The organism is Bacillus sp. WC2503 (assembly GCF_052682895.1).
In genome coordinates this window covers 18,100-41,893 of the sequence record NZ_JBQYMD010000001.1, presented here as the reverse complement: position 1 = coordinate 41,893, position 23,794 = coordinate 18,100, and the positions used below count along the sequence as shown (strand labels likewise).

General features: G+C 36.2%; 23 protein-coding genes. 3 read left to right on the top strand and 20 right to left on the bottom strand.

Translation table 11 applies throughout. The features are described from left to right. Positions 1–12 precede the first annotated feature (12 nt). Positions 13–1,164 (top strand): VanZ family protein, encoded by a 1,152-nt coding sequence (locus ACUN26_RS00205; RefSeq protein WP_000128033.1) that lies wholly within the window; start codon positions 13–15, stop codon positions 1,162–1,164. A gap of 7 nt (positions 1,165–1,171) precedes the next feature. Here the strand turns inward: ACUN26_RS00205 and ACUN26_RS00200 are convergent, their stop codons facing one another. The 6 genes from ACUN26_RS00200 to bdhA all read right to left on the bottom strand — a co-directional run bounded on the left by ACUN26_RS00200 (position 1,172) and on the right by bdhA (position 7,459). Continuing rightward, a complete protein-coding gene (locus ACUN26_RS00200; RefSeq protein ID WP_000948671.1) occupies positions 1,172–2,485 on the bottom strand; it encodes a D-arabinono-1,4-lactone oxidase in 1,314 nt (437 codons plus the stop codon). Then, on the bottom strand, positions 2,473–3,645 hold the full coding sequence (locus tag ACUN26_RS00195) for an amino acid deaminase/aldolase (protein WP_000373788.1): 1,173 nt from the start codon (positions 3,643–3,645) through the stop codon (positions 2,473–2,475). The genes ACUN26_RS00200 and ACUN26_RS00195 overlap by 13 nt, the downstream gene beginning before the upstream one ends. 106 nt (positions 3,646–3,751) lie before the next feature. Then, positions 3,752–4,753 carry a sphingomyelinase C gene (sph, locus tag ACUN26_RS00190; protein WP_000837526.1) on the bottom strand — a complete coding sequence of 334 codons (1,002 nt, stop codon included), beginning with the start codon at positions 4,751–4,753 and terminating at the stop codon, positions 3,752–3,754. 73 nt (positions 4,754–4,826) lie between these two features. Further along, positions 4,827–5,678 carry a phospholipase CerA gene (cerA, locus tag ACUN26_RS00185; protein ID WP_000731003.1) on the bottom strand — a complete coding sequence of 284 codons (852 nt, stop codon included), beginning with the start codon at positions 5,676–5,678 and terminating at the stop codon, positions 4,827–4,829. A gap of 264 nt (positions 5,679–5,942) precedes the next feature. Further along, on the bottom strand, positions 5,943–6,287 hold the full coding sequence (locus ACUN26_RS00180; protein ID WP_000947914.1) for a potassium channel family protein: 345 nt from the start codon (positions 6,285–6,287) through the stop codon (positions 5,943–5,945). Between the two features lie 119 nt (positions 6,288–6,406). Next, the gene (gene bdhA, locus ACUN26_RS00175) at positions 6,407–7,459 is read right to left on the bottom strand and encodes a (R,R)-butanediol dehydrogenase (protein WP_000645833.1); all 1,053 of its coding nucleotides are present in this window, start codon (positions 7,457–7,459) and stop codon (positions 6,407–6,409) included. Between the two features lie 225 nt (positions 7,460–7,684). On the opposite strand from bdhA, the gene ACUN26_RS00170 reads away from it, so the two are divergent. After that, positions 7,685–8,839 carry an MFS transporter gene (locus tag ACUN26_RS00170; protein WP_000873261.1) on the top strand — a complete coding sequence of 385 codons (1,155 nt, stop codon included), beginning with the start codon at positions 7,685–7,687 and terminating at the stop codon, positions 8,837–8,839. Positions 8,840–8,857: 18 nt separating this feature from the next. On the opposite strand, the gene ACUN26_RS00165 is transcribed toward ACUN26_RS00170, so the two are convergent. The 12 genes from ACUN26_RS00165 to ACUN26_RS00110 all read right to left on the bottom strand — a co-directional run bounded on the left by ACUN26_RS00165 (position 8,858) and on the right by ACUN26_RS00110 (position 21,277). Further along, positions 8,858–9,187, bottom strand: coding sequence for a hypothetical protein (locus tag ACUN26_RS00165; RefSeq protein ID WP_000964464.1), 330 nt, complete (start codon positions 9,185–9,187; stop codon positions 8,858–8,860). Between the two features lie 16 nt (positions 9,188–9,203). Then, positions 9,204–9,491, bottom strand: coding sequence for a hypothetical protein (locus tag ACUN26_RS00160; RefSeq protein ID WP_225988027.1), 288 nt, complete (start codon positions 9,489–9,491; stop codon positions 9,204–9,206). Between the two features lie 375 nt (positions 9,492–9,866). After that, positions 9,867–12,266 (bottom strand): M6 family metalloprotease immune inhibitor InhA2, encoded by a 2,400-nt coding sequence (gene inhA2, locus ACUN26_RS00155; RefSeq protein WP_000823000.1) that lies wholly within the window; start codon positions 12,264–12,266, stop codon positions 9,867–9,869. A 444-nt stretch (positions 12,267–12,710) separates the two neighbouring features. Continuing rightward, positions 12,711–13,358 carry a fructose-6-phosphate aldolase gene (gene fsa / locus ACUN26_RS00150; protein WP_000667666.1) on the bottom strand — a complete coding sequence of 216 codons (648 nt, stop codon included), beginning with the start codon at positions 13,356–13,358 and terminating at the stop codon, positions 12,711–12,713. A gap of 34 nt (positions 13,359–13,392) precedes the next feature. Continuing rightward, positions 13,393–14,319, bottom strand: a complete 927-nt coding sequence (rbsB, locus tag ACUN26_RS00145; protein WP_000758982.1) for a ribose ABC transporter substrate-binding protein RbsB — start codon at positions 14,317–14,319, stop codon at positions 13,393–13,395. Between the two features lie 14 nt (positions 14,320–14,333). Then, complete coding sequence (locus ACUN26_RS00140) at positions 14,334–15,269, bottom strand: ABC transporter permease subunit (RefSeq protein ID WP_001074641.1); 936 nt, start codon at positions 15,267–15,269, stop codon at positions 14,334–14,336. A gap of 2 nt (positions 15,270–15,271) precedes the next feature. Further along, a complete protein-coding gene (rbsA, locus tag ACUN26_RS00135; protein WP_001217695.1) occupies positions 15,272–16,756 on the bottom strand; it encodes a ribose ABC transporter ATP-binding protein RbsA in 1,485 nt (494 codons plus the stop codon). An 18-nt stretch (positions 16,757–16,774) separates the two neighbouring features. Further along, a complete protein-coding gene (rbsD, locus tag ACUN26_RS00130; protein ID WP_000716145.1) occupies positions 16,775–17,170 on the bottom strand; it encodes a D-ribose pyranase in 396 nt (131 codons plus the stop codon). Then, entirely contained in the window at positions 17,167–18,063 is an 897-nt protein-coding gene (gene rbsK / locus ACUN26_RS00125) for a ribokinase (protein ID WP_001132873.1), read from the bottom strand. The genes rbsD and rbsK overlap by 4 nt, the downstream gene beginning before the upstream one ends. Before the next feature lie 13 nt (positions 18,064–18,076). Then, complete coding sequence (gene rbsR / locus ACUN26_RS00120; RefSeq protein ID WP_000104025.1) at positions 18,077–19,048, bottom strand: ribose operon transcriptional repressor RbsR; 972 nt, start codon at positions 19,046–19,048, stop codon at positions 18,077–18,079. Between the two features lie 137 nt (positions 19,049–19,185). Further along, on the bottom strand, positions 19,186–20,799 hold the full coding sequence (locus ACUN26_RS00115) for an MDR family MFS transporter (protein ID WP_000437658.1): 1,614 nt from the start codon (positions 20,797–20,799) through the stop codon (positions 19,186–19,188). Between the two features lie 19 nt (positions 20,800–20,818). After that, entirely contained in the window at positions 20,819–21,277 is a 459-nt protein-coding gene (locus ACUN26_RS00110) for a MarR family winged helix-turn-helix transcriptional regulator (protein ID WP_001132370.1), read from the bottom strand. Between the two features lie 271 nt (positions 21,278–21,548). On the opposite strand from ACUN26_RS00110, the gene glpT reads away from it, so the two are divergent. Further along, positions 21,549–22,898: a glycerol-3-phosphate transporter gene (glpT, locus tag ACUN26_RS00105; RefSeq protein WP_000466380.1), complete on the top strand. Its 1,350-nt coding sequence runs from the start codon at positions 21,549–21,551 to the stop codon at positions 22,896–22,898. A gap of 128 nt (positions 22,899–23,026) precedes the next feature. Here the strand turns inward: glpT and ACUN26_RS00100 are convergent, their stop codons facing one another. Next, positions 23,027–23,143: a DUF4027 family protein gene (locus ACUN26_RS00100; protein ID WP_000834733.1), complete on the bottom strand. Its 117-nt coding sequence runs from the start codon at positions 23,141–23,143 to the stop codon at positions 23,027–23,029. A 208-nt stretch (positions 23,144–23,351) separates the two neighbouring features. Next, positions 23,352–23,774, bottom strand: a complete 423-nt coding sequence (locus ACUN26_RS00095) for a universal stress protein (RefSeq protein WP_000277986.1) — start codon at positions 23,772–23,774, stop codon at positions 23,352–23,354. Positions 23,775–23,794: the final 20 nt, after the last annotated feature.

The following is a 23,794-nucleotide window of genomic DNA, read 5'->3' as shown; positions in this document are numbered from 1 at the left end:
AGGAGCCTCATTTTGACTGCATATTTATTTCCAGTAAAAACAGCATTTATTTTATTTCCTTTTTTAGCAATGTTTCTCTTAATACCTTTTTTAATATTTAACTACCGAAAGTATGGTTATTTAAATAAATGGCGTTCATTTATTTTGTACTCATTATTACTTTACTTATTAAATGCCTATTTTCTTGTGATTTTGCCGTTACCACAAACATATGATACTTGTAGCCTACAACCGGCTAATACGCAGCACATGCAACTATCACCATTTTATTTCATACAAGAAATTAGTAATCATACTTCGGCAATTTTAACGAAACCAGCTACTTATTTCTATTTATTAAAAGAATCTGCGTTCTTACAAGTAGCATTTAACGTTCTATTAACCGTTCCATTCGGTGTTTATTTACGTTATTATTTCCGACGTAGTTTCTTACAAACAGTTTGTATTTCTTTTTGTCTTTCACTATTTTTCGAACTGACACAGGTAACTGGACTATACGGTATATACAATTGTGCATATCGCTTATTCGATATCGATGATCTATTTTTAAACACATTAGGCGGCGTAATTGGTTTTATCATTGCACCAATATTTACGTACTTCCTTCCGAAAACAAGCGAATTAGATAGTCATATTGATTTAGAAACGAAACCAGTTGGATTCGTTCGTCGTCTTATCGCTATGCAAATTGATTGGCTGTTCTTATCTATCGTCGTTCCTGTCATTAAAAATAAAGGAAACTCTCTATTTATTTCTAATATCCAATCTTACACAAATGTATACGAACTCCTTTTCATTACATGTTCAATCTTTATTTACTTTATTATCATTCCATACTTTACAAATGGAAGAACGATAGGAAAAGCGTTGCTTCGTATTTACATTAAAGGAAAATCAGATCGTATTACGATGAAGGAACTATTCATCCGTTACGGTATATTCTATTTCGTTTTAGGTGGAATCAATTATATTCTTTCTAGTAGCTCTATCTTAAATTTTACAGAGCCTTTAGTATTACTAGTTATACTGTTATTCCAATTCGTAATTAACGGCATATTTATTATTCATGTTTTCTTACATGTATTTAGCCGTGATAAGTTACTATTCTACGAGCATATTAGTCAAACAAGAAATGCGATTATACTAAAAAAAGCTGACAAGTAATATTTTGTCAGCTTTTTTTCATAATCGTAAATAACTTTTCTGTATAAGGGTTTAAAAACATTCCTGTTTCATCTAGCGACTTCCTCATTTTTAGAAACGAATGCAATTCTGGATATATGTTTTGTAACTTTTCGTATGTTAACGTATGCATTTTCCCCCAATGTGGACGACCTTCATATTTCAGAAAAATTTTCTCCACTTCACCAAAATAAGCGGCATACTTCATACCTTTATACATATGAACGGCGATATATGCCGAGTCCCTTCCATACGCTGGACTAAGCCATATATCATCACCTTTCACGTAGCGACATTCAATCGGGAAGTGCACCTTATACTTTTTCTTTTCAATAAGACTTGAAATTTCTTCTACAACAGCTCTCATATGCTTTGAAGGGACACTGTACTCCATTTCATAAAATGGAACCGTACGTGATGTAGCGAACACTTCATAGCTTGGGCCAATTATTTTTGTGTTTGGTGCAGCCTTAGCTGATAATCGACTTACTCCTTTACTTATGGAAGGAAACCATTTGCACCCTTTAGATAACAAAGAGAACATCCTATTTTCAAGTAACTCCACCTTTAGTTTATGCCATTTTAAATCAGTTCCTTTACTCGTTGTTTTATTTGTAAACTTCACCTGTACTTCATTTGAATAAGGAAAAACAAAAAACTCAAAATGACGATTCTTCTTATATTCTTCTAGCTTGTTCATTACAGTAGATAGTGACTGTTTTTCGCTTTCATAAACGAGCGAATATGATGGGATAATCTTTAATTTTATCTTTACGATGATACCTAGCATTCCAAGCGATAACTGAAATGCTTTCCAATATTCGACGTTCTCGGTTTCTGAACAAACTATACTCTCACCTGTTGATAAAACTGTCGTAATCTCTATAACTTGTGTTGATAAACTCCCAAAGTTAACACCCGTCCCATGCGTCCCCGTACTAATTGCTCCTGCAATAGATTGTGAATCAATATCCCCTAAATTTTCTTGTGCATAACCTTTTTCTTCAAGTAACTTCCCTAGGTCATGTAGCTTTGTTCCTGCCCATACTTCGGCAACCATCTTCTCCGCATCAATATTCACAATGCCCTTCAATTCGTCTAAAGAGACTAAAATTTCTTCTGTTTGCACGAGAGGCGTAAACGAATGCCCTGAACCGACAACACGAATTTTCTTCCCTTTTTTTTGTGCAAGCTCTACAACTTCTACTACATCTTGTATAGTTTCTGGATACATCGTATAATGCGGCGTTCCTTCTACATTCCCTGTCCAATTTCTCCATTTTTTCCCCTCTATAGAAAGCATTGGCCATCCCCCCGATATGTTGAATACTCCCCAATAATCTTCCCTTGTTTCACACGATACAGAATTGGAAAACGCTCACATAATTCTCCAGCTTTACTATGACGAAACAATATAGAATCTCCTATATCCACTCGCTCCTCGCCGTTATAATGAACGGGAGTTTGTGCTTCACCAGCACCTTCTAAATCTAATAGTTTTGCACCATCTGGTCTCCAAACCTCAGGCTCTTTATCTTTACCAACTGCGCCTGAAGCAATATATCCACCACCTAGGCAAGTATAGATAAACGGAGCTGGTTTACGTACAACTGGTAAAGCAAATCCGACAGCTGGATGAAATTGTACTTCTTTATAATAGTCAAACAGTCTAGGGGCATAAAAAGCAGAACCTACTGTAATCTCTGAAACTGAGTTATCTTGCTCAGTTGTTTTTATACTTCCTGTTCCCCCCCCATTTACAAACCTAAGTTCAATACCAAGGTTTTGTATTTCTTTCACGATACGTCCTCTTCTTTCTTTAACTTCTAACACTGATTTCTTCTTTAAATAAGAAATTACTTTACTTTTTATCCATTGATTCGGTATATAATCTCCAACCCCAGCAATTTGAGCTTCATATCCCATTACACCATCTAGTATTAAAAATGATGAGTCCTTCACTTTTTCTACTATTTCCAGAGCGCTCCGCACATCTTTTACCGGGGATCTTTTTACACCAAAATGAAATTGAAAAAAACGGCTACTCATATCAATATCCAAACAAACACGAAAACACCCTTTAGACTTCTCAGCAATTTTTTCTAAATAAACAATATGGTCTTCACAGTCCACCATACAAGTTATAATAAGCCCTTTCTTTGTTAGCAAACTAATTTCATATAAAGCCCTGTCATCATAAGCTGGATATCCTAATAATAAATCATTAAATCCTTGTTCAATTAAAAACAAAGCCTCTCTAGGTGAAAAACACATAATACCTTGAAATCGGTTGTTTGTAGCTAAAATCCGTTTCATAATTGGAACGGATCGTAATGATTTACTCGCTATTCGAATCTTTTTATCGCCACTTAGCTCTATAACCGATTGAATATTTCTTTCTAAAGCTACTTCATCTAAAAATGCACACGGTAATGGAACTTCTTTAAAAATTCCTCGATCCACATTTTTCGCTCCTCTTCTATATATGTCTTATACATATTGGAAAGAAAGAGTGATTTTCCTGTTTGCAAATAAAAAAAGTTTCTTCTTTACGAAGAAACTTTTTTGACTACTTCATAGAAATAGTAGCCTCTACTGGATAATGATCAGAGTAATCATTATACGTATATTTTTTAAACCATGATGTAACAGTCCATTGTGGAGATTTCGGCTGTAACACTTTATTTTCTATATGCGATGGGTTCGCATGATCTTTACTTGCAATAATATAATCTAAATACTCGGCAGGGCTATCGGGGAAATTGTATTTTGCAATACTGTTTGTCGTCGCATCCCAAGTCGCTGTATGTCCAGTATAAGATGGAATAGAAGCATGTAATGTTTTAAACATAGATGCATACTCTGAATCACTATTATTCTCAGCGTTTATTTTATTTACGTTCATATCTCCACCAATTAACACATACTCGTTATTTGGTATATTTTTATTTTTAATAAATTCTTGAATTTCTTGTAGCTGTTTTGTACGTACAGATGCAGGTGAAGTTTTTCCACACATACTATCTTCAGCTTGTAAATGCGTCCCAATTACATGAACAAAACTATCATTTCTCTTAATTTTCGTGTATACAAATCCTTTATTTGATAAATTATCTGGTCCGCAGCCTTTTTCGAATACATATTGAATTTTTTCAACGATTGGCCATTTACTCACAATCGCAACGCCCCCATCTTCAGGAGTCGAAGATGAATAGTTCCCTAATGTTTTATCCCATTCGTTTCCACTACTACGACCTAATACCGCCGTTTGATTTGGATATTCTCTCTTCAAATTTCCTAACAAACGATCTGAGGCGCTATTATCAAACACTTCATTTAATATAACAACGTCCTGATTCTTTATATAACCTGCCGCTCCAATTAAATCAGCACGCTCACTTTGTCCCCAATTCGGATATAAGTTTGTTGATAGCATGTACACGTTATGCGTCATTACTTTTAATGTATTATTTTGATTTGTAGGCGTTTCTGCTTGAGCTGAAGATCCACTATATAAAGCTCCTAAACCAATTCCAAAGCTAAGTACACCTTTTAGCAATTTACTTTTCACGTTTCATACCTCCATGTGTATAGTGATAAAAAGGCCAAATACTCTATTCTGAGATTTGACCTTTTTTAAATACTTAACGATTTCCGTACGTATCAAACCAAAGCTGGATGTATCCAGCAGTAACACGTTGTGCATCCATTAAACGCTTACCTGTCATTGGTGTAACTTCAGCGCGCCATTTATCTGCATAATCTTGCGATACAGCAGCTCTCACGAACCAATCTTTCGTATTATCATTTACAATGCCAGCGTAATCTTGTTTCGCAACTACTGCCGCTCCATGAATCCAATCTTCTGGATTTGTACCTTTCCAGTTCCAATATCCATTTCCATCCGTTACTTTGTAATTATCTTTTATCGTATCTACAAAGTTTTCATATTTAGAATGGAACCCTTGTGGATACGAAAGATTTGTAAAGTTTGCCGCATGCATCGGTTGGTTTACATCTCCTAAATAATGAAGAGATAATCCTAAATAGAAGAATGCTTGTTTCATATCTTTATTTTTGTATGACTCACCAGCTAATTTAAAATATTTAGCTCCAGTTTCCTTCGCCTGCTTTGCATATGGAATATACGTTTTCCCGTTATCAGGGTCATAGAAGTGTGAAGCAAATGTGCTATTATCATAATAAGGATTTTCATAGTCAGCAGCATAAATACCATTCTCTAACTCCGTACGCCATTCATTTAATAGTGCAACTCGCTCTTGTTTTACAAGTGTTGTATTACGAGACATAATATCCATTGCACGGTTTACAATCCATAAATGAGAGTTTACGCCTTCTTTATGTTTATCTTCAGCAGACCAGCGCGGAATAACGCCTACTCTCTGTCCTCCATCGTTTTCATGAGCAAACGCAACACTTTGTAACGGTGCTACTAACGTAATAGCTGCTGCTAAAGCAAGAACTTTCTTTTTCATCTGAAATCCTCCATTTTATAATTGAATTATTGTAAACATTTTGCTAGGATCCTATGATGTCGTCTGGTTAACCTATGACTAGAATATCCCACCTTTCATAAAATTTCTATCACTAAATTAAAATATGCAAATGTTCATATCATTATAACTTTATACATAGTGAATATAATGAATGAATGCACTTACATTGTAATAAAGTATTGTTAAGCTACTGCAAATACTTGTCTAAACTAATGTAAAAAAAGAGTAAAACAATTACATGCTTTACTCTTTTCTTCTATTCGATAATATACTTGGTAGTTGCACATTAACCGCCAACTTATGAATAAATCCAAACACTAATCCAATCCCGATAAATATGTATAGTATCGTAAATATCTTCCCAAAATCAGTTTGAGGACTAAAATCTTTATCGCCTACAGTTGTCAGTGTCACAACACTAAAATATAAAGCATCAAGGATACGTAATCCCTCCACTGTGCTATAAAAGATTGTACCCGATATTAAAGTCAAAATTGTTAATACGAATAAAACTTGAAATTCTTTATCCTTCCACGCTCGCAAACAGGCTCTTAGCATACGTTTCAATGTTAAAAAAAATGAAAGCATTCAACTTTCCCTCCCAACCAAAAGTACATTTAGTCAAAGGAAAGTCTATCACCTTTCCGTATAGAAAAAAAGTAGCCCTCTTCTATTTCTAGAAAAGGACTACTTTTTTCAATTCTTTATTATTTGGGTGAAACAAGAATTTTCACTTGTGTTTTATCTTTTACAAGTGCTTCAAATCCTTCTTCAACAACTTGATCCACTGTAATTTTTTTCGTAATTAATTTCTCTGCTTGAATTTGACCAGAGCTAATTAATTTAATAACAGATGGGAAGATGTGACGGTATCCAAGAATACCGATAACTTCTTTTTCTTTTAATACAAGGTTGTTCGGAGTAATTGTTGCATCTTTTTCCCATACGCTAACAATTACCGTTTGTCCTTCGAAACTTGTACTTTCAATTGCTTGACGTAGTACAACTTCAACACCTGTTACTTCGAAGCTAACATTTACACCTAAACCGTTTGTTAAGTTACGAATTTCTGCTAATACATCTTGAGTTGCTGGATTTAATACGTAATCCGCACCTGCTAATTTTGCTAACTCTTGACGTTCTTTAGAAAGTTCAACTGCGATAACAGGAGTTGCTCCTGCTGCTTTAGCTGCTTGGATAACAAGAAGTCCAATTGGACCACAACCAAATACTGCTACAGCTTCCCCTTCTTTTAATTTACTTTGACGTACTGCATGAACTGCTACTGCTGCTGGTTCTACAAGTGCACCTTGTTCATACGTCATTTCATCTGGAATATGATGAACCATATCTTCTGGTACTACTGTATATTCAGAGAAGCCACCGCCGTCTCCACCAAGACCGTGGAAAACAAGCTGTTCACAAACATTGTAATGTCCATGTTTACAAGCTTCACATTTACCACAAGAATAAATTGGTTCTACAACAACGCGGTCTCCCACTTTATGAGATGTAACACCTTCACCAATTTCAACTACCTCACCACTAAATTCATGACCTAAAATAACAGGTGCTTTCACATGTGTTAATGGGTGCTCTTCTGTCGGAATAAAAATTGGCCCTGCTAAATATTCATGCAAGTCTGTCCCGCAAATACCACACCATTTAACTTTAATTTTTACTGCTCCTGGTCGTACAGTTGGTTCTGGTACTTCTTCTACTCGTACATCACGTTGATTATGCCAAAGTAATGCTTTCATTTTAAACATCCCTCTCTATGTATATACTTAACCTGGTGAAGTTTACAAATCTATTATAATACTTATATCCATATATTTCAAAAAAACAATCTCATTTTCACTAAATTTTAACAAATAACGTTCAATATTTTGTCACTTTGTACTTTTTTCCACATCTGTTAATTCAATTTCATTGCAGTTGAAATTAGCAGTATGCCATAATAGCATAGGAGAGGTGAATATCGCTTGAAATATTTTATTTACTTTATTGTTATCGTAGCTTTTTTAGATACATTTTCACAATTACCTATTATGAGTACGTTCGCTCAAAGCCTTGGAGGAACTCCTCTTATTATTGGGCTAGTTGTCGGTATGTACTCATTTGCTAATATGATTGGTAATATTATTGCTGGAGCTGCCGTCGATAAATTTGGTGCAAAAAAAATACTTTATATAAGCATGGGATTTACGAGTTTCATAGTCTTGTTATATACCGTTGTTCAAAGTGGTGAACAACTATTAGTTGTGCGCTTTATGCACGGTTTTAGTGACGGATTTTTAATTCCTGCTGCCTTTACATTTTTATCAAAACAAACAAATTCAGCAAAGCAAGGTAAGGCAATGGCTCTATCTGGTGCTGCTGTTGGAACAGCGGCTATCGTAGGTCCTGCTTTCAGTGGCATTATGAAAGCGACAGCTGGAATAGAATGGGTTTTCATTACTATTTCTATTTTAATGGTTCTTGGTACAATCGTATCTCTATTCTTCTTACCAAATAACGTGTCAAGAAAAAATACATCAAGAACACAAATGATGAACAAAGAAGATATGTTTGAACTATTGAAATCAGAACCGTTATTACAGGCATATATTGGTGCTTTCACTCTAATGTTTTCACAAGGAATTGTCACATATATGTTACCAGTAAAAGTTGAGGCATTAGCACTTAAAGCATCTACAACAGGTATGATGCTAAGTGTATTCGGAATTACCGCTATCCTCTTCTTCTTACTTCCAACAAATCGTATTTACGATCGATTTAATCGCTCAAAACTAATGCTAATTGGTATTGCAGTAATGGCATTAGCGTTATCTTTACTTGGATTATTCGCAACAAAAGGCATGCTCTTTATCGTTATGATGATTTATGGCATTGGATTCGCTATCCTTTTCCCATCGATAAATGCATTACTTGTTGAAAATACGACAGATGATAATCGCGGGAAAGCCTTCGGATTATTTTATGCATTCTTCTCATTAGGAGTTGTTGCTGGTTCCTTTACAGTTGGAGCAATCGGGGCATCACCTAGCGTCAGCTTCATTATCGGAACTGCATTCTTATTAACCTTTGCCAGTATGATTTACGTAAGAAGCAAAGTAAAAAAGACAATGATGGGTTAATTCCATCATTGTCTTTTTTTAAAATGCATATTGATATAACCCATAATATAACGGCAAAGTTGGGATCACACCAATTAATTTGAATATAAAAGGTAGCGGTTCATCCTTCTCTTCATATAAACGTAAAATAAAAACGGCACTCAAAGTCCAAATAATGCTAAACACGAAGATGCATTTCCAAACGATTGAGGTTAATATTTCTACATCGAAGACAAAACCAAATAGCCCTATCCACGTAATAATGGACACTACAAAATCAAATTTTTGAATTGGTGTTTGAAACATCCCTCTTATTAATGAAGTAATAGTTAATATCGCTACAATTACTAAATAAATTTTCCACAACATAATGATAAGCTCCTGTTCAATTTTTCACTTTCAATAAACCATACTTAATAAATAAGCTGGCATTATATTTTTCATAGAAATAATACAACGGATAACAAAATAAGAAGAAAATAAGTACGGTTGGTACATTGTCTATAATAGAAAAATATTTTCCTAGCAATTCTTTAATGCTCTCACCAATCATAATAAACAGTGGGATTATACAAATTGCCGCTAATATTAAACATGGCGTTATCCTTATTTCTTTCAGCTTCACCTTACAATGTGGACACCTTAATGAAAAAAGATGTGGGATGTCGATAATATGTTATGCAGTAATATTTCCTTCACACTGTGGGCATACAATTGTTTCTTTCATTTATAACTTCTCCTTTCTACTCACAAAAAAAAGCTCTATCGAATAGAGCTCTTTTTTCGCCTAATATAGATTACTTTTGCGTATAACCAAGTAATACTGTAAATAAGCTTATGTATAAAAGCAATACTACTTTCTTCCTTAAAAAAAGAAACTGAATAAATACCGACGATACTTCGACAATTTCCTCGGAAATATTTCCTTTCCCCACATAATTTGATACACTACATATGAACAGACACTTGTATTACATAAACTAAAATAATAACTTACTGTACAAATTAAAAAGCACATTCTCCATATGAAGAATGTGCTTTTATTTTATTAACGCTTAATCCAAACAGCACCTGCAGACTTATCCTCTGCTTGTCCAACAACTTGGAATTTAAGACCAAGATTTGGCACTTTTCGTCCTGCATCAGCAATTTGCTTGTTACTGTATACTTTTGAATCATCAAATGTTGTAACACCTTGTAATCCAGCATAATTAAACTGTCCACGTGTTAATGAATTTACACTCCATGCTGGTGTTTGATCAAATGAAAATGCAGCGTCTGCAATTTGCATGCCTGTATTACCGTACGCTGGTTTCCCGTTCAAATTACCAACAAACGCTTCTGGATGAGAGTCTACAACCCCAAGGAATCCTTCACCTGGATGCACCCCAACCCAGTTATCTTTGAAACTATCATCTGCATACCAAACGACAAGACCTGTATTGTATACCGGACCTCTTCCTGCTTTTAATCCATTATCTGATCCAGCGTAGTTTCTCCACTCTAAATAATAATAATGAGCTTTCTTCTCTGTCCCATCAGAAACAACGAATCCATTTAACTGCATTTTTGACTGTCCTTCTGCATCATCAGAAAACACATCTTGTCCATCAACAGTTACACTTACATTATCCATCGCGAAACCTTTATATGTTACAGCTGGATCTGTAATGTAGTCGAATTGTAGTTTCACTTTCTTCCCTTTAAATTGACTTAAATCGTATGATTTATCAATCCATTTCCCATCTGTTGTATCTTTATCTCCTTGTACTACTTTTTCTCCAAGTCTATCAATTAATGTTTTTGTTCCATCTTCTGTTACTGCATGTACTTCAACAAAATCGCACTCTGCTTCTAACTCATAATTTGCTTTATAATCGAATTTTGCATTTGTTCCTTTTGTTAAATCAAAGAATGGTGTCTCTAGTGTTGTGTGCATATCATCTCCTCTTGTACTATAATATGCATGCTTTCCAAACTCAGGTTTAATCGTTTCAACACTCTTACCTGGCAAATTAACACGTACAACACCTGGACGATTTGATTTCGTAACACTTTGATCAATATATGTAGGAATTCCTACACCACGCTTAATTTTATCGTAATCTACTTCTAAAATTTTCGCCCAGTTGCCACCCATATTCTTTTGTAAGAAGTCTTTATTTTGTGGTGAAAAACTAGTCGGCTCTGTTCCTGCAATTTTTCCTGTCCAACTGCCTCCACTCATTAATGACCAAGCTTCAACAGGTGAACCATTTCCAGTATATTTCGTATCATATTCATCCGGTAAACCAAGGTCATGTCCAAATTCATGTGCAAACACACCTACAGCGCCATCTTCTGGTTCAATTGTGTAATCATGCGCTGCTACTTTTCCACCAAAGTAATCTACCTTTGATTTTGTCCCTTCAATCGCTACTGGATCTGTAGCTAATTTTGAACGATGTGACCAAATTGCATCATCACCTAATTTACCGCCACCAGCTTCTTGACCAACACCAGAATGAATTACCATTAAATGATCAATTACACCGTCAGGTTCATTTTGATTCCCATCGCCATTTGTATCATATCTATCGAATTGATCGAACTGAGATAAGTCTAACCCTTTCTCAGCAGCTGCATGTAAAGCTTCCTTCACTAAATCACGTGCACCTTTTGGTCCTTTATTATCGTGACCACTGCTACCATCAGCTCCATAATCAGATGCTTTTCCTGGAACAGTTAGCCACTCCGTTACATATCCGTCTGTCGTATAGCTACCGCCAGACTGCTCTTCATAATATTGTTTAAACGTTTTTACTTTCGAACCATCAAATAATGTATAAGGCTCATTACCAAACAACATCTTTTGATAATGTTCTCTACTAAAGTCTTTCGAATACATATAACCTGGTGTTTGATCAATATTATTATGTTTATAATCACTAAATTCAACGAGTAGCACTAATACTTTATCAGATCGAACAGATCCCTTATATGGAGCTTGCTTTGCCTTAGAAGTTGGAACTTGTCCATTCAATTGCTTTTTATTTGGTTCCGGCTTTTGCTCAGGGCTAACATTTTTTTCAGCCTTCTTTACGTTCTCCTTTTCTTCCATCTTCTTCTCTTTTACCTTTTTCACGAAATCAGATGCTTCTTTTGCCGTATCCTCTGGAAGAATTTCTTTATTCGCTTGATCTCCTTGCTTCTTTTCAATATACTGCTCGACAGCTTTTTTCGTCTCTTCTTTAGAAGATGCTGGATTAATTGTTCCTCTTTCTTTCAGCGCTTCCGCTAAACGATCTTCTTGAATTAAATTGTAATCAATTGGTGTTGTAGACACATTATCTTTTTCTTTCGCTGGCGTTTCTGCGTATGCTAACGGAGCACTCATTACAGATGTACATCCGATAATTGCCGCAATTGCTAACGTTGATAGTACTTTAAATGGAGCTTTTCTTTTCATCCTCTGTCTCTCCTTTTATAAAACTTAAAATTCAGATAAATAAGTGCATTTAAATCGAAATCCCCGCTTTCTACCCTCCCTATATAAAAAGGCATAATTCTATAAACGTTAAGCTTTCTGTTATAGAATCATGCCCTCCAGTTTTCTGGTCAGACCCTCTATCTTTTTATCCCACTATTTGCTGGGCAGTAAGACTCCCACCTCAAAATTCGACGAACGCGAGGAAGTTAGGCGGGAGATAACTTCCCGTAAAAGCCCGATGGGGGATGACCCCCCCACTGATTAAAGTTTTACTTTATATCGAAATATAAAAAATAAAGAGTGATTTGTATATATTAAATAGCTTATATTAAAAATTTAAAAGACAATATGCAAAATTGCATGAAAATTCCTTCAAATAAAAAAAGAACCCTAGTCAATTAAACTAGGATTCTCGATTTCATATTATTTCTCTTGTGTTTTTTCCCAATCAGCTAAGAATTTCTCAATCCCTTGATCTGTTAATGGGTGCTTCACTAATGAAGCAATTACGTTTGCTGGGATTGTTGCAATATGTGCACCATTTAGTGCTGCGTCAGTTACGTGAACGCTGTGACGTACAGATGCTGCAATGATTTCTGTTTCAATGCCGTGAATTGCAAAGATTTCTGCGATTTGGCGAATTAAGTCCATACCGTTATGACCGATATCATCTAGGCGACCTAAGAATGGTGAAACGTATGTCGCACCAGCGCGAGCTGCAAGTAATGCTTGAACTGCTGAGAATACTAATGTAACGTTTGTACGAATTCCTAAATCTGAAAATGCTTTTACTGCTTTTAAACCTTCCGTTGTCATCGGTACTTTTACAACAACGTTTGGAGCAATCTTCGCTAATTCTTTTCCTTCTTCAATCATTTTATCAGCTTCTAAGCTAATTACTTCTGCACTTACAGGTCCTTCTATAAAGCTGCAAATTTCACGAATACGCTCATGGAAATCTACGCCTTCTTTTGCTACAAGTGATGGGTTTGTCGTTACTCCAGCTACTACGCCTAATGCATTTGCCTCTTTAATTTCGTTAATGTTTGCTGTATCAATAAAGAATTTCATTTGTTATTCTTCCTTCCTAATTTTCATTTTATATTTATTTATTTTTTTTAATAAGCTCTAATTCAATCGGAATAGATTTGTCCACTTTTTTACCTTGTGTTATTTCTTTTGCTGTTTGCATCGCCTTCTCTCCGATTAATTCCGGTTTTTGAGCGACTGTTGCAGCCATACGCCCATCGTTAACCGCTTTCACAGCATCGTCTGTTGCATCAAATCCAACAACTACTACATCCGTTTTCCCAGCAGATTTTAATGCCTCAAGTGCCCCTAATGCCATTTCATCGTTATGAGCAAATACCGCTTTAATATCGCTATTCGCTTGCAAAATATTTTCCATAACAGATAAACCTTTTGCACGATCGAAATCAGCTGCTTGTTTTGCTACTACTTTTAAAGACTTATCAGCTACGTTATGGAATCCTTTCCCACGCTCACGAGCAGCTGAGGATCCAGGGATTCCTTCTAACTCAGCAACGTTCGCTCCCCCGCCAACTAATTCACGAATGTAATCACTAGCCATTTGACCACCTTCGATATTGTTAGAAGCAATGTGCGAAACAACTTTACCTGAATTCGCAACGCGGTCTACTGTAATAACAGGAACATTCGCTGCATTTGCCGCACTTACTGCTGAAGCAACAGCATCTGAATCGGTTGGATTAATAACAACTACGTCCACACCTTTTTGAATTAAATCTTCAACATCGTTCGTTTGCTTTGCTGCATCGTTTTGTGCATCAACAGCAATCAATTCAATGCCACTATCTTTCGCTTTCTTTTCTGCACCTTTTTTCAAAGTCACGAAAAATGGATTGTTTAAAGTTGAAACAGAGAATCCAACTTTAATAGTTTTATTTCGACCTTTATCGCTAGAATCCTTTGCCCATTCTGGTGGTTCCATTGAACAACCAGCAGTAATGACCATAATACATGCAACGAGTATAAGTAACCATTTCTTCATGAACTGCCCCTCCATTACGCTTCTTTTCGACGATCAATTAATACAGCTAGTAAGATTACAAGTCCTTTTACAACTTGTTGGAAGAAAGAAGATACACCTAATAAATTTAAACCGTTATTTAGTACACCGATAATAAGTACACCGATGAATGTACCAACAATCCATCCTCTTCCTCCAGAAAGACTTGTCCCTCCTAATACAACTGCTGCAATTGCATCTAATTCGTAAGAAGTACCCGCAGTCGGCTGTGCTGAATCTAATCGTGATGTTAAGACAATACCTGCAAGCGCTGCCAAGATTCCGGAAAGACCGTAAATCATTACTTTAATTCTCGTAACATTAATACCTGATAGTGCTGCTGCTTCTTCATTTCCACCAATTGCAAATGTACGGCGACCAAATGTCGTTTTCTTCAAAATGAAGTACAGCACTGCGAAAGCGATCATCATTGTAACAGCTGGTACCGGAATACCAAGAAAATAACCGCGGCCAAACATTTGGAACATTAAATGATCACCAAGACCAGTGATCGGACGTCCGTCCATATAAACAAGCGTCAACCCACGAAAAATAGTCATTGTTGCTAAAGTCGCAATAAATGGAGCTACTTTTCCTTTCGCAATGATGATACCGTTTACAATTCCCATTACAAGACCAGCAAGTAGTCCAACTGCCATTGCAAGGAACGGGTCCATGCCACTTGCCATCATTCCAGCAACAAGTGCACTTGATAATGCTAAAATAGAACCTACCGATAAGTCAATACCCCCTGTTAAAATTACAAAGGTCATTCCGAATGCAATAAGCGCATTAATCGATACTTGACGCAGTATATTAAATAAATTTGGAATTTCAATAAATGCTGGATTTAAAGCTGTAATTACGACAATAATTAATACTAAACCGATTAAAGAACCGAGTTGTTGTAATACATTCCCCTTCTTAGCCATCCTTACTCTCCCCCTGTAGCTAGTGCCATTATAGACTCTTGTGATGCCTCATCTTTCCCTAAAATACCGCCGACTTTTCCTTCATGAATAACAAGAACTCGATCGCTCATCCCTAAAACTTCGGGCAGCTCAGATGATACCATAATAACGGCATCTCCTTGTTCAGTAAGCTTATTCATAATAGAGTAAATTTCTTTTTTCGCTCCAACATCCACACCTCTTGTTGGCTCATCTAAAATGAGTAACTGCGGATGAATACCTAACCATTTCGCAATTACAATCTTTTGCTGATTTCCACCAGAAAGAGATTTCACCGCTTGCTCTCCACTAGATGCTTTCACATTAAGAAGTTTCATCATGTCCTCTGTAAACTGTTGTTCTAGTTCGTTACTAAGGACACTTCCCTTTGAAAGACTTTCTAAATTCGGTAACGCTAAATTTTCTCGAATTGAGAAATCTAACACTAATCCTTCAGACTTTCTATCCTCTGTAATAAAAGCAATTCTTTGTCTAATTGCATCTATCGGACTATCAATCTTTACTTCTTGTCCGTTTATAAAAATTTGTCCAGAGTCTAAAGGTTCATATCCAAATATCGCTTTCATAATATCTGTGCGACCAGCTCCCATCAAGCCAGCTACACCAAGAATTTCACCTTTTCTAACTTGAAACGAAACATTTTCAAATTTCCCCTTTTTCGTTCCGTTACGCATTTCAAAAATTACTTCACCAATTTGACTATTTCGCTCTGGGTAACGTTCACCAATGCTGCGCCCCACCATCATACTCACTACTTCATCAAATGACGTTTCCGGAATTAATCTTTTCCCTACATATTCTCCATCACGCAAAATTGTAATAGCATCACATATTGAGAATATTTCTTCCATGCGGTGTGAAATGTAAACGAATGAAACCCCTTCTTTACGTAACTTATTTATAACTGTAAAGAGCGTTTCAATTTCACGATCCGTCAGTGCCGCAGTTGGTTCATCCATAATAATAACGCTTGCGCTTGTCATCAATGCTTTCGCAATTTCAATAATTTGCTGTTGTCCAACTGATAGCTCTCCTGCTAACATAGCACCTTTTACATGTAATCCTAGCTCCGCCAATTGCTGCTGCGCAATCGCGTTCATTTGACGAGTACGTAAAACACCTGTTTTCCCATACATTAACTCTTTACCGAGAAACATATTTTCAGCTACTGTTAAATTTGGCAATATGTTCAGTTCTTGATGTATAAATGCAATGCCGTACTCTTCCGCTTCTTTCGCATTTTTAAAAGTGCGTTCTTGCCCATCAATCGTGACTGTTCCACCATCTTTTGTATATACACCTGTTAAAATCTTCATGAGCGTCGATTTACCCGCTCCATTTTCCCCCATCAATGCATGGACTTCTCCTGCTTCAATCATAAACTGTGCATTCTTCAAAACAGGATTTCCACTGAACGCCTTTGAAATGTTTTTCATTTCAATACGCATTCTCATCACTTCCCTTTATTAAAAAATCACGCCTGCATGCAAAATTACATTGGCATAAGGCGTAGCCTCTCCTGTACGGATAATTGCCTTCGCTTTTTTTGTATTTTCTTTAAATTGTTCATGTGATACATATTCAAATGCTGGTTCTTTTAATTGCAGCTCAATCTCTTTATTTACTTCCGCATTATTGATAATGACTTCTTCTGCTAACGTCACTTTTTCAATTGCCATATCATCAGCTACAACTTGTAATACATCTAAAAAACTCGGCTTTCCAAGTTCAACAGCTAAATCAATTCGCTTTACTCCATCAGGAATCGGTAATCCGCAATCAGCAATTACAAGCGTATCTGTATGTCCGAGTGAAGCCAGGACTGCCGCAATCTCACTGTTTAATACACCGTGCTTTTTCATCCGACAATCACCTGCACTTCACGTACTCTATCTCTCGTCGGCATACCGCCTTGTGCCCCAAGTTTTGTTACAGAAAGGCCTCCAGCAATATTCGCAAAACGAATTGCTTTTTGAAGCGTTTCTCCTTCAGAAAGTGCAACTGCTAACGCACCATTAAATGTATCACCAGCTCCAGTCGTATCCACTACATCAACAGCAATGCTAGGAATATGTAGAATCTCCGTACCATTATGGAAACGAACACCGTTAGAACCTTCTGTCATCAATAGTTTATTTGGATATTTCGCCAGTAAATCTTCAATTGGTGATGTAAAATCATCTAATACAATGCGGCACTCATGTTCATTTGGCGTAATATACGTTGCCTTTTCTAATATGTCTTCTGATAACACTTGTGCTGGCGCTGGATTCAACATAACTGGAATTTTATGTTCTTCGCAAATAGATAGAACATTCTTTACTGTTTCAAGCGGAATCTCTAATTGTAGAACAACCATATCAGCTTTTACGAGAAGATCTTTTGAACGATTTACAACCGATTCATTCACAAGAGCATTTGCTCCTTGTACGACAACAATACTGTTATCCTCTTCTGCTAAAACGATATGAGCAATTCCTGTCGTTCTATCTGTAACCGGTACCACATAGTCGATAAAAACACGTTCGTTCTCTAAATTTTTTCTAACTACTGTTCCGTAATCATCATTTCCTACTGCTCCAACCATTGCTACATTGGCACCTAATCTAGCTGCAGCAACTGCTTGGTTCGCCCCTTTCCCTCCTGGGATCGTATGAAATGCTTCACCAATTACTGTTTCTCCTGCTTTCGGCCGTTTCTTTGAAACAGCCACTAAGTCCATTGAAATACTACCTACTACTGCAATATTTGGCATCTGTTTCATCTCCTTACTTCGTTGTATTTCTTTCTATAATTTTAATCGGTAAACGATAGTGTTTCTCTTCCAATGCATTTCCTTCCATTTGCTCTAACAACAACTCTGTTGCAATTTTCCCCATCTCATATATTGGCTGTGCAACAGTTGTAATAGATGGATACATCATTTCTGTTAAAGAAATTCCATCGAATCCGATAATTTGTAAATCGTCAGGAATAGCCATTCCTTTTTGAAGTGCAGCCTTTACAATACCAATTGCAATTAAATCATTCCCAGCAACAATACCATCAATATGCGGGTATTCTTCTAATAATTCCATTGCTACACGCTCACTATTTGCTGGGTCAAATGTACTCTCTGCAATCATATATGAAAGATTATTTTGCGTAATGATATCTACAAAACCTTCAAAACGCTCATTCGCTGTACTTACATCACGTGGTCCACGAATATGTGCAATATGTTTGCATCCTTTATCTATTAACAACCTTGTCGCATCCTGACTTCCTGCATAGTTATCAGCATATACAGTAGGAATACGCTCATTAAACATACGGTCAATCGCAACGACTGGAACTGATAAATTCATGTAATTTATACTATTTTGTGGATTCGTTGCTACAATAAATCCATCTACATTATTTTGTCTAAGTACATCAATGTATTGTTTCTCTTTTTCTAAACTTTCATCAGAGTTACAAAGGACAACTGTGTAACCTTGTTTATGTGCTACATCTTCTACGGCACGTGCAACTTCTGGAAAGAATGGATTCACGATATTTGGAACTACTAACCCAATTAAACGAGATTTTTTATTATATAAAGAACGCGCTACTGTACTAGGTTTATAATCTAGCATTTCAATTGCTCGTTCTACTTTCTTTAACGTATCCTCATGAACATATCCATTTTTATTTAACACTCTGGAAACGGTCGCAACAGATACTCCCGCTAATTTCGCAACGTCTTTAATCGTACTCATTCTCTTTTCTCCTCATTTCATGTAACCGTTTACAGAAAATAATATAACGCATTTATAAAAATACGTCAATCATTTCTCACAAAAAAGCTTTTAAGGTTATACTCAAAAAAGCATCGCCTAATGGCGATGCTTTTTCATTACGAATATGATACAGTTTTTTCTTGTTCTTCTACAGCAGGCTTTTCAGCATCTTTTTTACGATCCGACAGTTTAATTTTCTGTAAGAAAATCGTAAAAATAGCGCCTACTACGATAAATACTAATCCTGTTAAGAATACAGTATGAAGTGAGTCTACTAAAGAATTTTTCAAAATTGGTACGATACTGTTAGCAAATGCTTCTGGCATTTGTTTTAATGCCTCTGGACTAAATAGCATCGAATATAAACCTTGTGGGTCTGTATGAATCATATCTTTAAATTTTGTTACCATTTGTCCCGCTTCTTTCGGGAATGTATCTAATACAGGTACTAACTTATTTGTTAATGTTGTACCTGACGTGTTATTCATAATTGATCCTAAAATTGTAATACCGAATGTCCCACCGATTTGACGGAAAAACTGACTTGATGATGTTACGACACCAAGGTCTTTTTTCGGGAAGCTTTCTTGTAACGCTAATGTTAATGTCGGCATTACAAGACCCATTCCTAAACCGATAACCATCATATAAGAAGTTGCAGTCAGTTTAGTTGTGTGCATATCCATCGTTGTTAATAACCAGAAACCACCAGCCATAATAAGCATACCTGCGATAATTTGTGGTTTTACACCGACTTTTAATACAAGTTGCCCACCAATAATACTCATAACAATCATTGTAATCATCATCGGTGTCATAATCGTTCCCGACTCAGCAGCACTTACTCCTACAATACCTTGCATGAAGAATGGTACGAACATAATCGCACCGAACATTCCGATACTCATAAAGAATCCAATCGCATTAAGTATTGTAAACGTACGGTTTTTAAAGAAATGCATCGGTAAAATTGGTTCTTCAGCTTTCGTTTCAACGATAACGAAACTAACGATACCAATTACAGCTAGTGCAAATAAACCGATAATTTGCCAAGAATCCCATGCGTAATCTTTTCCGCCAAACGTTAACGCAAGTAATAAACTTACAACACCAAGAATCATCGTAAAGATTCCAGCGATATCAATTTTAATTGGTCCCGTTTGTTTATGGGATTTTAATCCCATTGCGATAAAGATTGTTGCTAAAATACCGACTGGCAAGTTAATGTAGAATACCCATCTCCAGTTCACTGCGTCTACAATCCAACCACCAACTTGTGGTCCAATTACAGAAGCAAGACCGTATAACGCACCAAAAATACCTTGCCATTTCGCACGTTCTTTTCCCGTGAACATGTCTCCAATAATAATCATAGCCATCGGCATCATAATACCGCCACCAAGACCTTGAATACCACGGAAAATAATTAATTCTGTCATACCATTTGCCATACCACATAACGCTGAACCAATCATAAAAATAACTAGCCCTGTTATATATACGTTACGACGCCCAAGTAAATCCGCTAATTTACCTGCAATTGGTACGACTGTCGTTGATGTTAACATATAAGCTGTTGTTAACCATGTCATTAAGCTTAGTCCGCCAAGTTCACCAACGATACGCGGCATCGCTGTACCAACGATTGTTCCGTCTAACGCAGCAAATAGCATCGCAATTACTAAACCAATTAACAACAACTTTCTATTTGTATTGCCTTGTTGCTCCATGTAATCTCCTCAATTCCTCTTATTTATTCTCTTTTTTCTCTTGTGTCCCGCAAATAATGGTTTCTAACTTTTCAAAGAGGCGCAACAAATCTTCTCGTTCTTGTAATTCTAATTGTGAAAAGTATTTTGCGATATGCTCATTACGAGCTGCCATCGCCTCTTTTACTGTATTTTTCCCCTTTTTCGTTAGCTCAATGACAACAACACGGCGATCATTATCATCGTGATAACGCTCTACTAACTCATGATCAATTAAACGGTCGATCATTACTGTAATGGCGCTCGGTTTTACATACATTTTCTCCGCCAATTGTGTCGCTCTTGAAGCTCCGTAATGATCTAAAATCTTTAAAATATAAAATTGCGGTGGTGTAAGTCCTGATGCTTGCATTTGTTCCAATAGCTCTGTTTGCATTTTCTTTCCTATAGCGAATGTAAGAGCTTGAATCTTATCAATATGAGTCATATCATTTGGCATGTTATCCACCTCTTATTTAAACAATAAAATATTTAACGTATTTAAATATTAATCCCACGAACAAAATCCGTCAATACCTTTTATTCATAAAAACGTTTACATTTTTGTCACAAAGTTGTATAATTTTCGTCGAAGTTAATATTGACAGTCACGGAGAATCGGAGTATACGGCTATGAATCATAAAAAAGGGAACTTTTTTATATTTCATGGCCTTTTTATATTCTCTCTGTCTTAAACGCTTCCAATTAATTAGGGGAGGATTTTCATTTTATGTTTTTCACACAATTATTTAAACCTGCGCCCCATGCAGAACGCTTACCAGCTGATCGCATTGATAGCGAATACCGTAAATTACGTTTACAAGTATTTTTAGGTATCTTCATCGGTTATGCAGGTTACTACTTTGTTCGAAAAAATTTTTCACTAGCAATGCCATACTTAATTGAACAAGGCTTTAGTAAAGGGGAACTTGGGGTTATCCTTTCAGCAGTATCTATCGCTTACGGATTAAGTAAATTTCTTATGGGTATCGTATCCGACCGTTGTAATCCTCGCTACTTTTTAGCAGCTGGGCTATTTTTATCAGGTATCATTAATATTATTTTCGGCTCATTTTCTTTCATTACAACGAGCATTATACTTATGTTTGTACTTCAATTTTTAAATGGATGGGTACAAGGGATGGGATGGCCTCCTTGTGGTCGTACGATGGTTCACTGGTTCTCTATTAGTGAACGTGGTACAAAAATGTCTATTTGGAACGTCGCTCATAACGTCGGCGGCGCACTTATGCCTTCTCTCGTTACATTAGGCTTATACTTCTTTGCAAATGACTGGAAAAGTATATTTTACTTCCCAGGTATTCTTTCAATTTTAGTTGGTATTTATGTATTAATTACGATGAGAGATACACCCCAATCTTGTGGATTACCTTCTATTGAGGAACATACTGGCGAATATCCATCAGGTGAAAAAGTGAAAGATCGCGAACGCGAACTTTCGGTAAAAGAAATTTTATTTAAATACGTACTAAACAATAAATTTTTATGGTACATCGCTATCGCGAACGTTTTCGTATATTTCGTACGTTACGGCGTTGTAGACTGGGCTCCTACTTATTTAGTAGAGGAAAAAAGCTTTACTCATAGTAGCTCACGTACAGCTTACGCTCTATATGAATGGGCTGGTATTCCAGGTACACTTCTTTGCGGATGGATGAGTGATAAACTATTTAAAGGACGCCGCGCACCTGCTGGTATTTTATTTATGGTCGGTGTATTCATTGCCGTTCTTGTTTACTGGCTAAATCCTGCTGGTCACCCAATCATTGATAGTATCGCACTTGTTTCCATTGGATTTTTAATTTACGGACCTGTTATGCTAATTGGTCTTCACGCACTTGACTTAGCACCAAAGAAAGCTGCTGGAACTGCAGCAGGCCTAACTGGTTTCTTTGGTTACCTAGGCGGAGCTACTTTTGCTAGCGCAGCTATGGGCTTTATTGTAGATGCATTCGGATGGGATGGCGGATTCATTTTATTACTTGTATCTTGCGTACTTGCAATGTTCTTCCTTGCCCTTACTTTAAATACAGGATCTGCAAAGTCAAAACAAGCTTAAACAAAATATAAATATGTAAACAAACATAAAAATAGCTCTTAGCGTTTATTCTATATGCTAAGAGCTATTCTTTATTTACAGCACTTTTCTTACTAGCTATAACAATCAATTCCTTCCCTACTATAAAATTAAAAAATTTGATGAAATACCTTTATTAATACAGCTAACGTAACAGATGCAGCAAATCCCCCTAAACAAATTAAGCTTACCCCTTGACTATATGATAAATTTTGAAATGATTTCATACCTTCCATCCTCCCTATCTCCCCTTTGATACTTTTATTTTACCAATGGGAAAATTTTCATAACATCGATTTTCCTAACAACAAACTTACAAATTTGTAAGTTAACATCTTTTCAACTTATATATCTAGTATTTCCACAAAAGGATGTCATTTATACATAAAAAAAGACCTCGGGTACCCCAAAGTCTTAGTTACGTGCTATTTCATTTTATTTTATAATCATTACTGGACATTTCACTCGTTTTGCTATTTTATGACTTACGCTACCAAGCATCATTTCTTGTAATGTATTTAATCCTCTGCTCCCAGCAATAACAAGATCTATATCCCCTGTATTTACATATTGAACGAGCGTATCACCAGGATCACCATGCAGAATCGTAAATTTATAAGAAATCTTCTCTTCCTTTAATAATCCTTCAATCTCTTTTAATTTATCTTTCCGACTAGCTGATATTGTTTCAAAATCTGTTTGTCCGTGTATAATATCTGATTTTGCTGTTCTATTATCTACGACATATACAATTTCAACATTTGCTTCTTCACTACATTTCGCAATATGTATTGCATGCTCCGCTGCCCGAAGTGCATGTTCAGAACCATCACATGCTAATATAATTTGTTTGTACATATGCTGAATCCCCTTTTCGT

Bases quoted from the DNA above. Each gene is read 5' to 3' on its own strand.
- rbsB (WP_000758982.1), bottom strand. From the start codon at position 14,319: ATGAAGAAATGGTTACTTATACTCGTTGCATGTATTATGGTCATTACT.
- glpT (WP_000466380.1), top strand. From the start codon at position 21,549: ATGTTTTTCACACAATTATTTAAACCTGCGCCCCATGCAGAACGCTTA.
- ACUN26_RS00200 (WP_000948671.1), bottom strand. From the start codon at position 2,485: ATGCTTTCTATAGAGGGGAAAAAATGGAGAAATTGGACAGGGAATGTA.
- inhA2 (WP_000823000.1), bottom strand. From the start codon at position 12,266: ATGAAAAGAAAAGCTCCATTTAAAGTACTATCAACGTTAGCAATTGCG.
- ACUN26_RS00140 (WP_001074641.1), bottom strand. From the start codon at position 15,269: ATGGCTAAGAAGGGGAATGTATTACAACAACTCGGTTCTTTAATCGGT.
- rbsR (WP_000104025.1), bottom strand. From the start codon at position 19,048: ATGAGTACGATTAAAGACGTTGCGAAATTAGCGGGAGTATCTGTTGCG.
- ACUN26_RS00115 (WP_000437658.1), bottom strand. From the start codon at position 20,799: ATGGAGCAACAAGGCAATACAAATAGAAAGTTGTTGTTAATTGGTTTA.
- ACUN26_RS00110 (WP_001132370.1), bottom strand. From the start codon at position 21,277: ATGCCAAATGATATGACTCATATTGATAAGATTCAAGCTCTTACATTC.
- ACUN26_RS00180 (WP_000947914.1), bottom strand. From the start codon at position 6,287: ATGCTTTCATTTTTTTTAACATTGAAACGTATGCTAAGAGCCTGTTTG.
- cerA (WP_000731003.1), bottom strand. From the start codon at position 5,678: ATGAAAAAGAAAGTTCTTGCTTTAGCAGCAGCTATTACGTTAGTAGCA.
- ACUN26_RS00095 (WP_000277986.1), bottom strand. From the start codon at position 23,774: ATGTACAAACAAATTATATTAGCATGTGATGGTTCTGAACATGCACTT.
- bdhA (WP_000645833.1), bottom strand. From the start codon at position 7,459: ATGAAAGCATTACTTTGGCATAATCAACGTGATGTACGAGTAGAAGAA.
- fsa (WP_000667666.1), bottom strand. From the start codon at position 13,358: ATGAAATTCTTTATTGATACAGCAAACATTAACGAAATTAAAGAGGCA.
- rbsD (WP_000716145.1), bottom strand. From the start codon at position 17,170: ATGAAAAAGCACGGTGTATTAAACAGTGAGATTGCGGCAGTCCTGGCT.
- rbsA (WP_001217695.1), bottom strand. From the start codon at position 16,756: ATGCGTATTGAAATGAAAAACATTTCAAAGGCGTTCAGTGGAAATCCT.
- rbsK (WP_001132873.1), bottom strand. From the start codon at position 18,063: ATGCCAAATATTGCAGTAGTAGGTAGTATTTCAATGGACTTAGTGGCT.
- ACUN26_RS00165 (WP_000964464.1), bottom strand. From the start codon at position 9,187: ATGTTGTGGAAAATTTATTTAGTAATTGTAGCGATATTAACTATTACT.
- ACUN26_RS00100 (WP_000834733.1), bottom strand. From the start codon at position 23,143: ATGAAATCATTTCAAAATTTATCATATAGTCAAGGGGTAAGCTTAATT.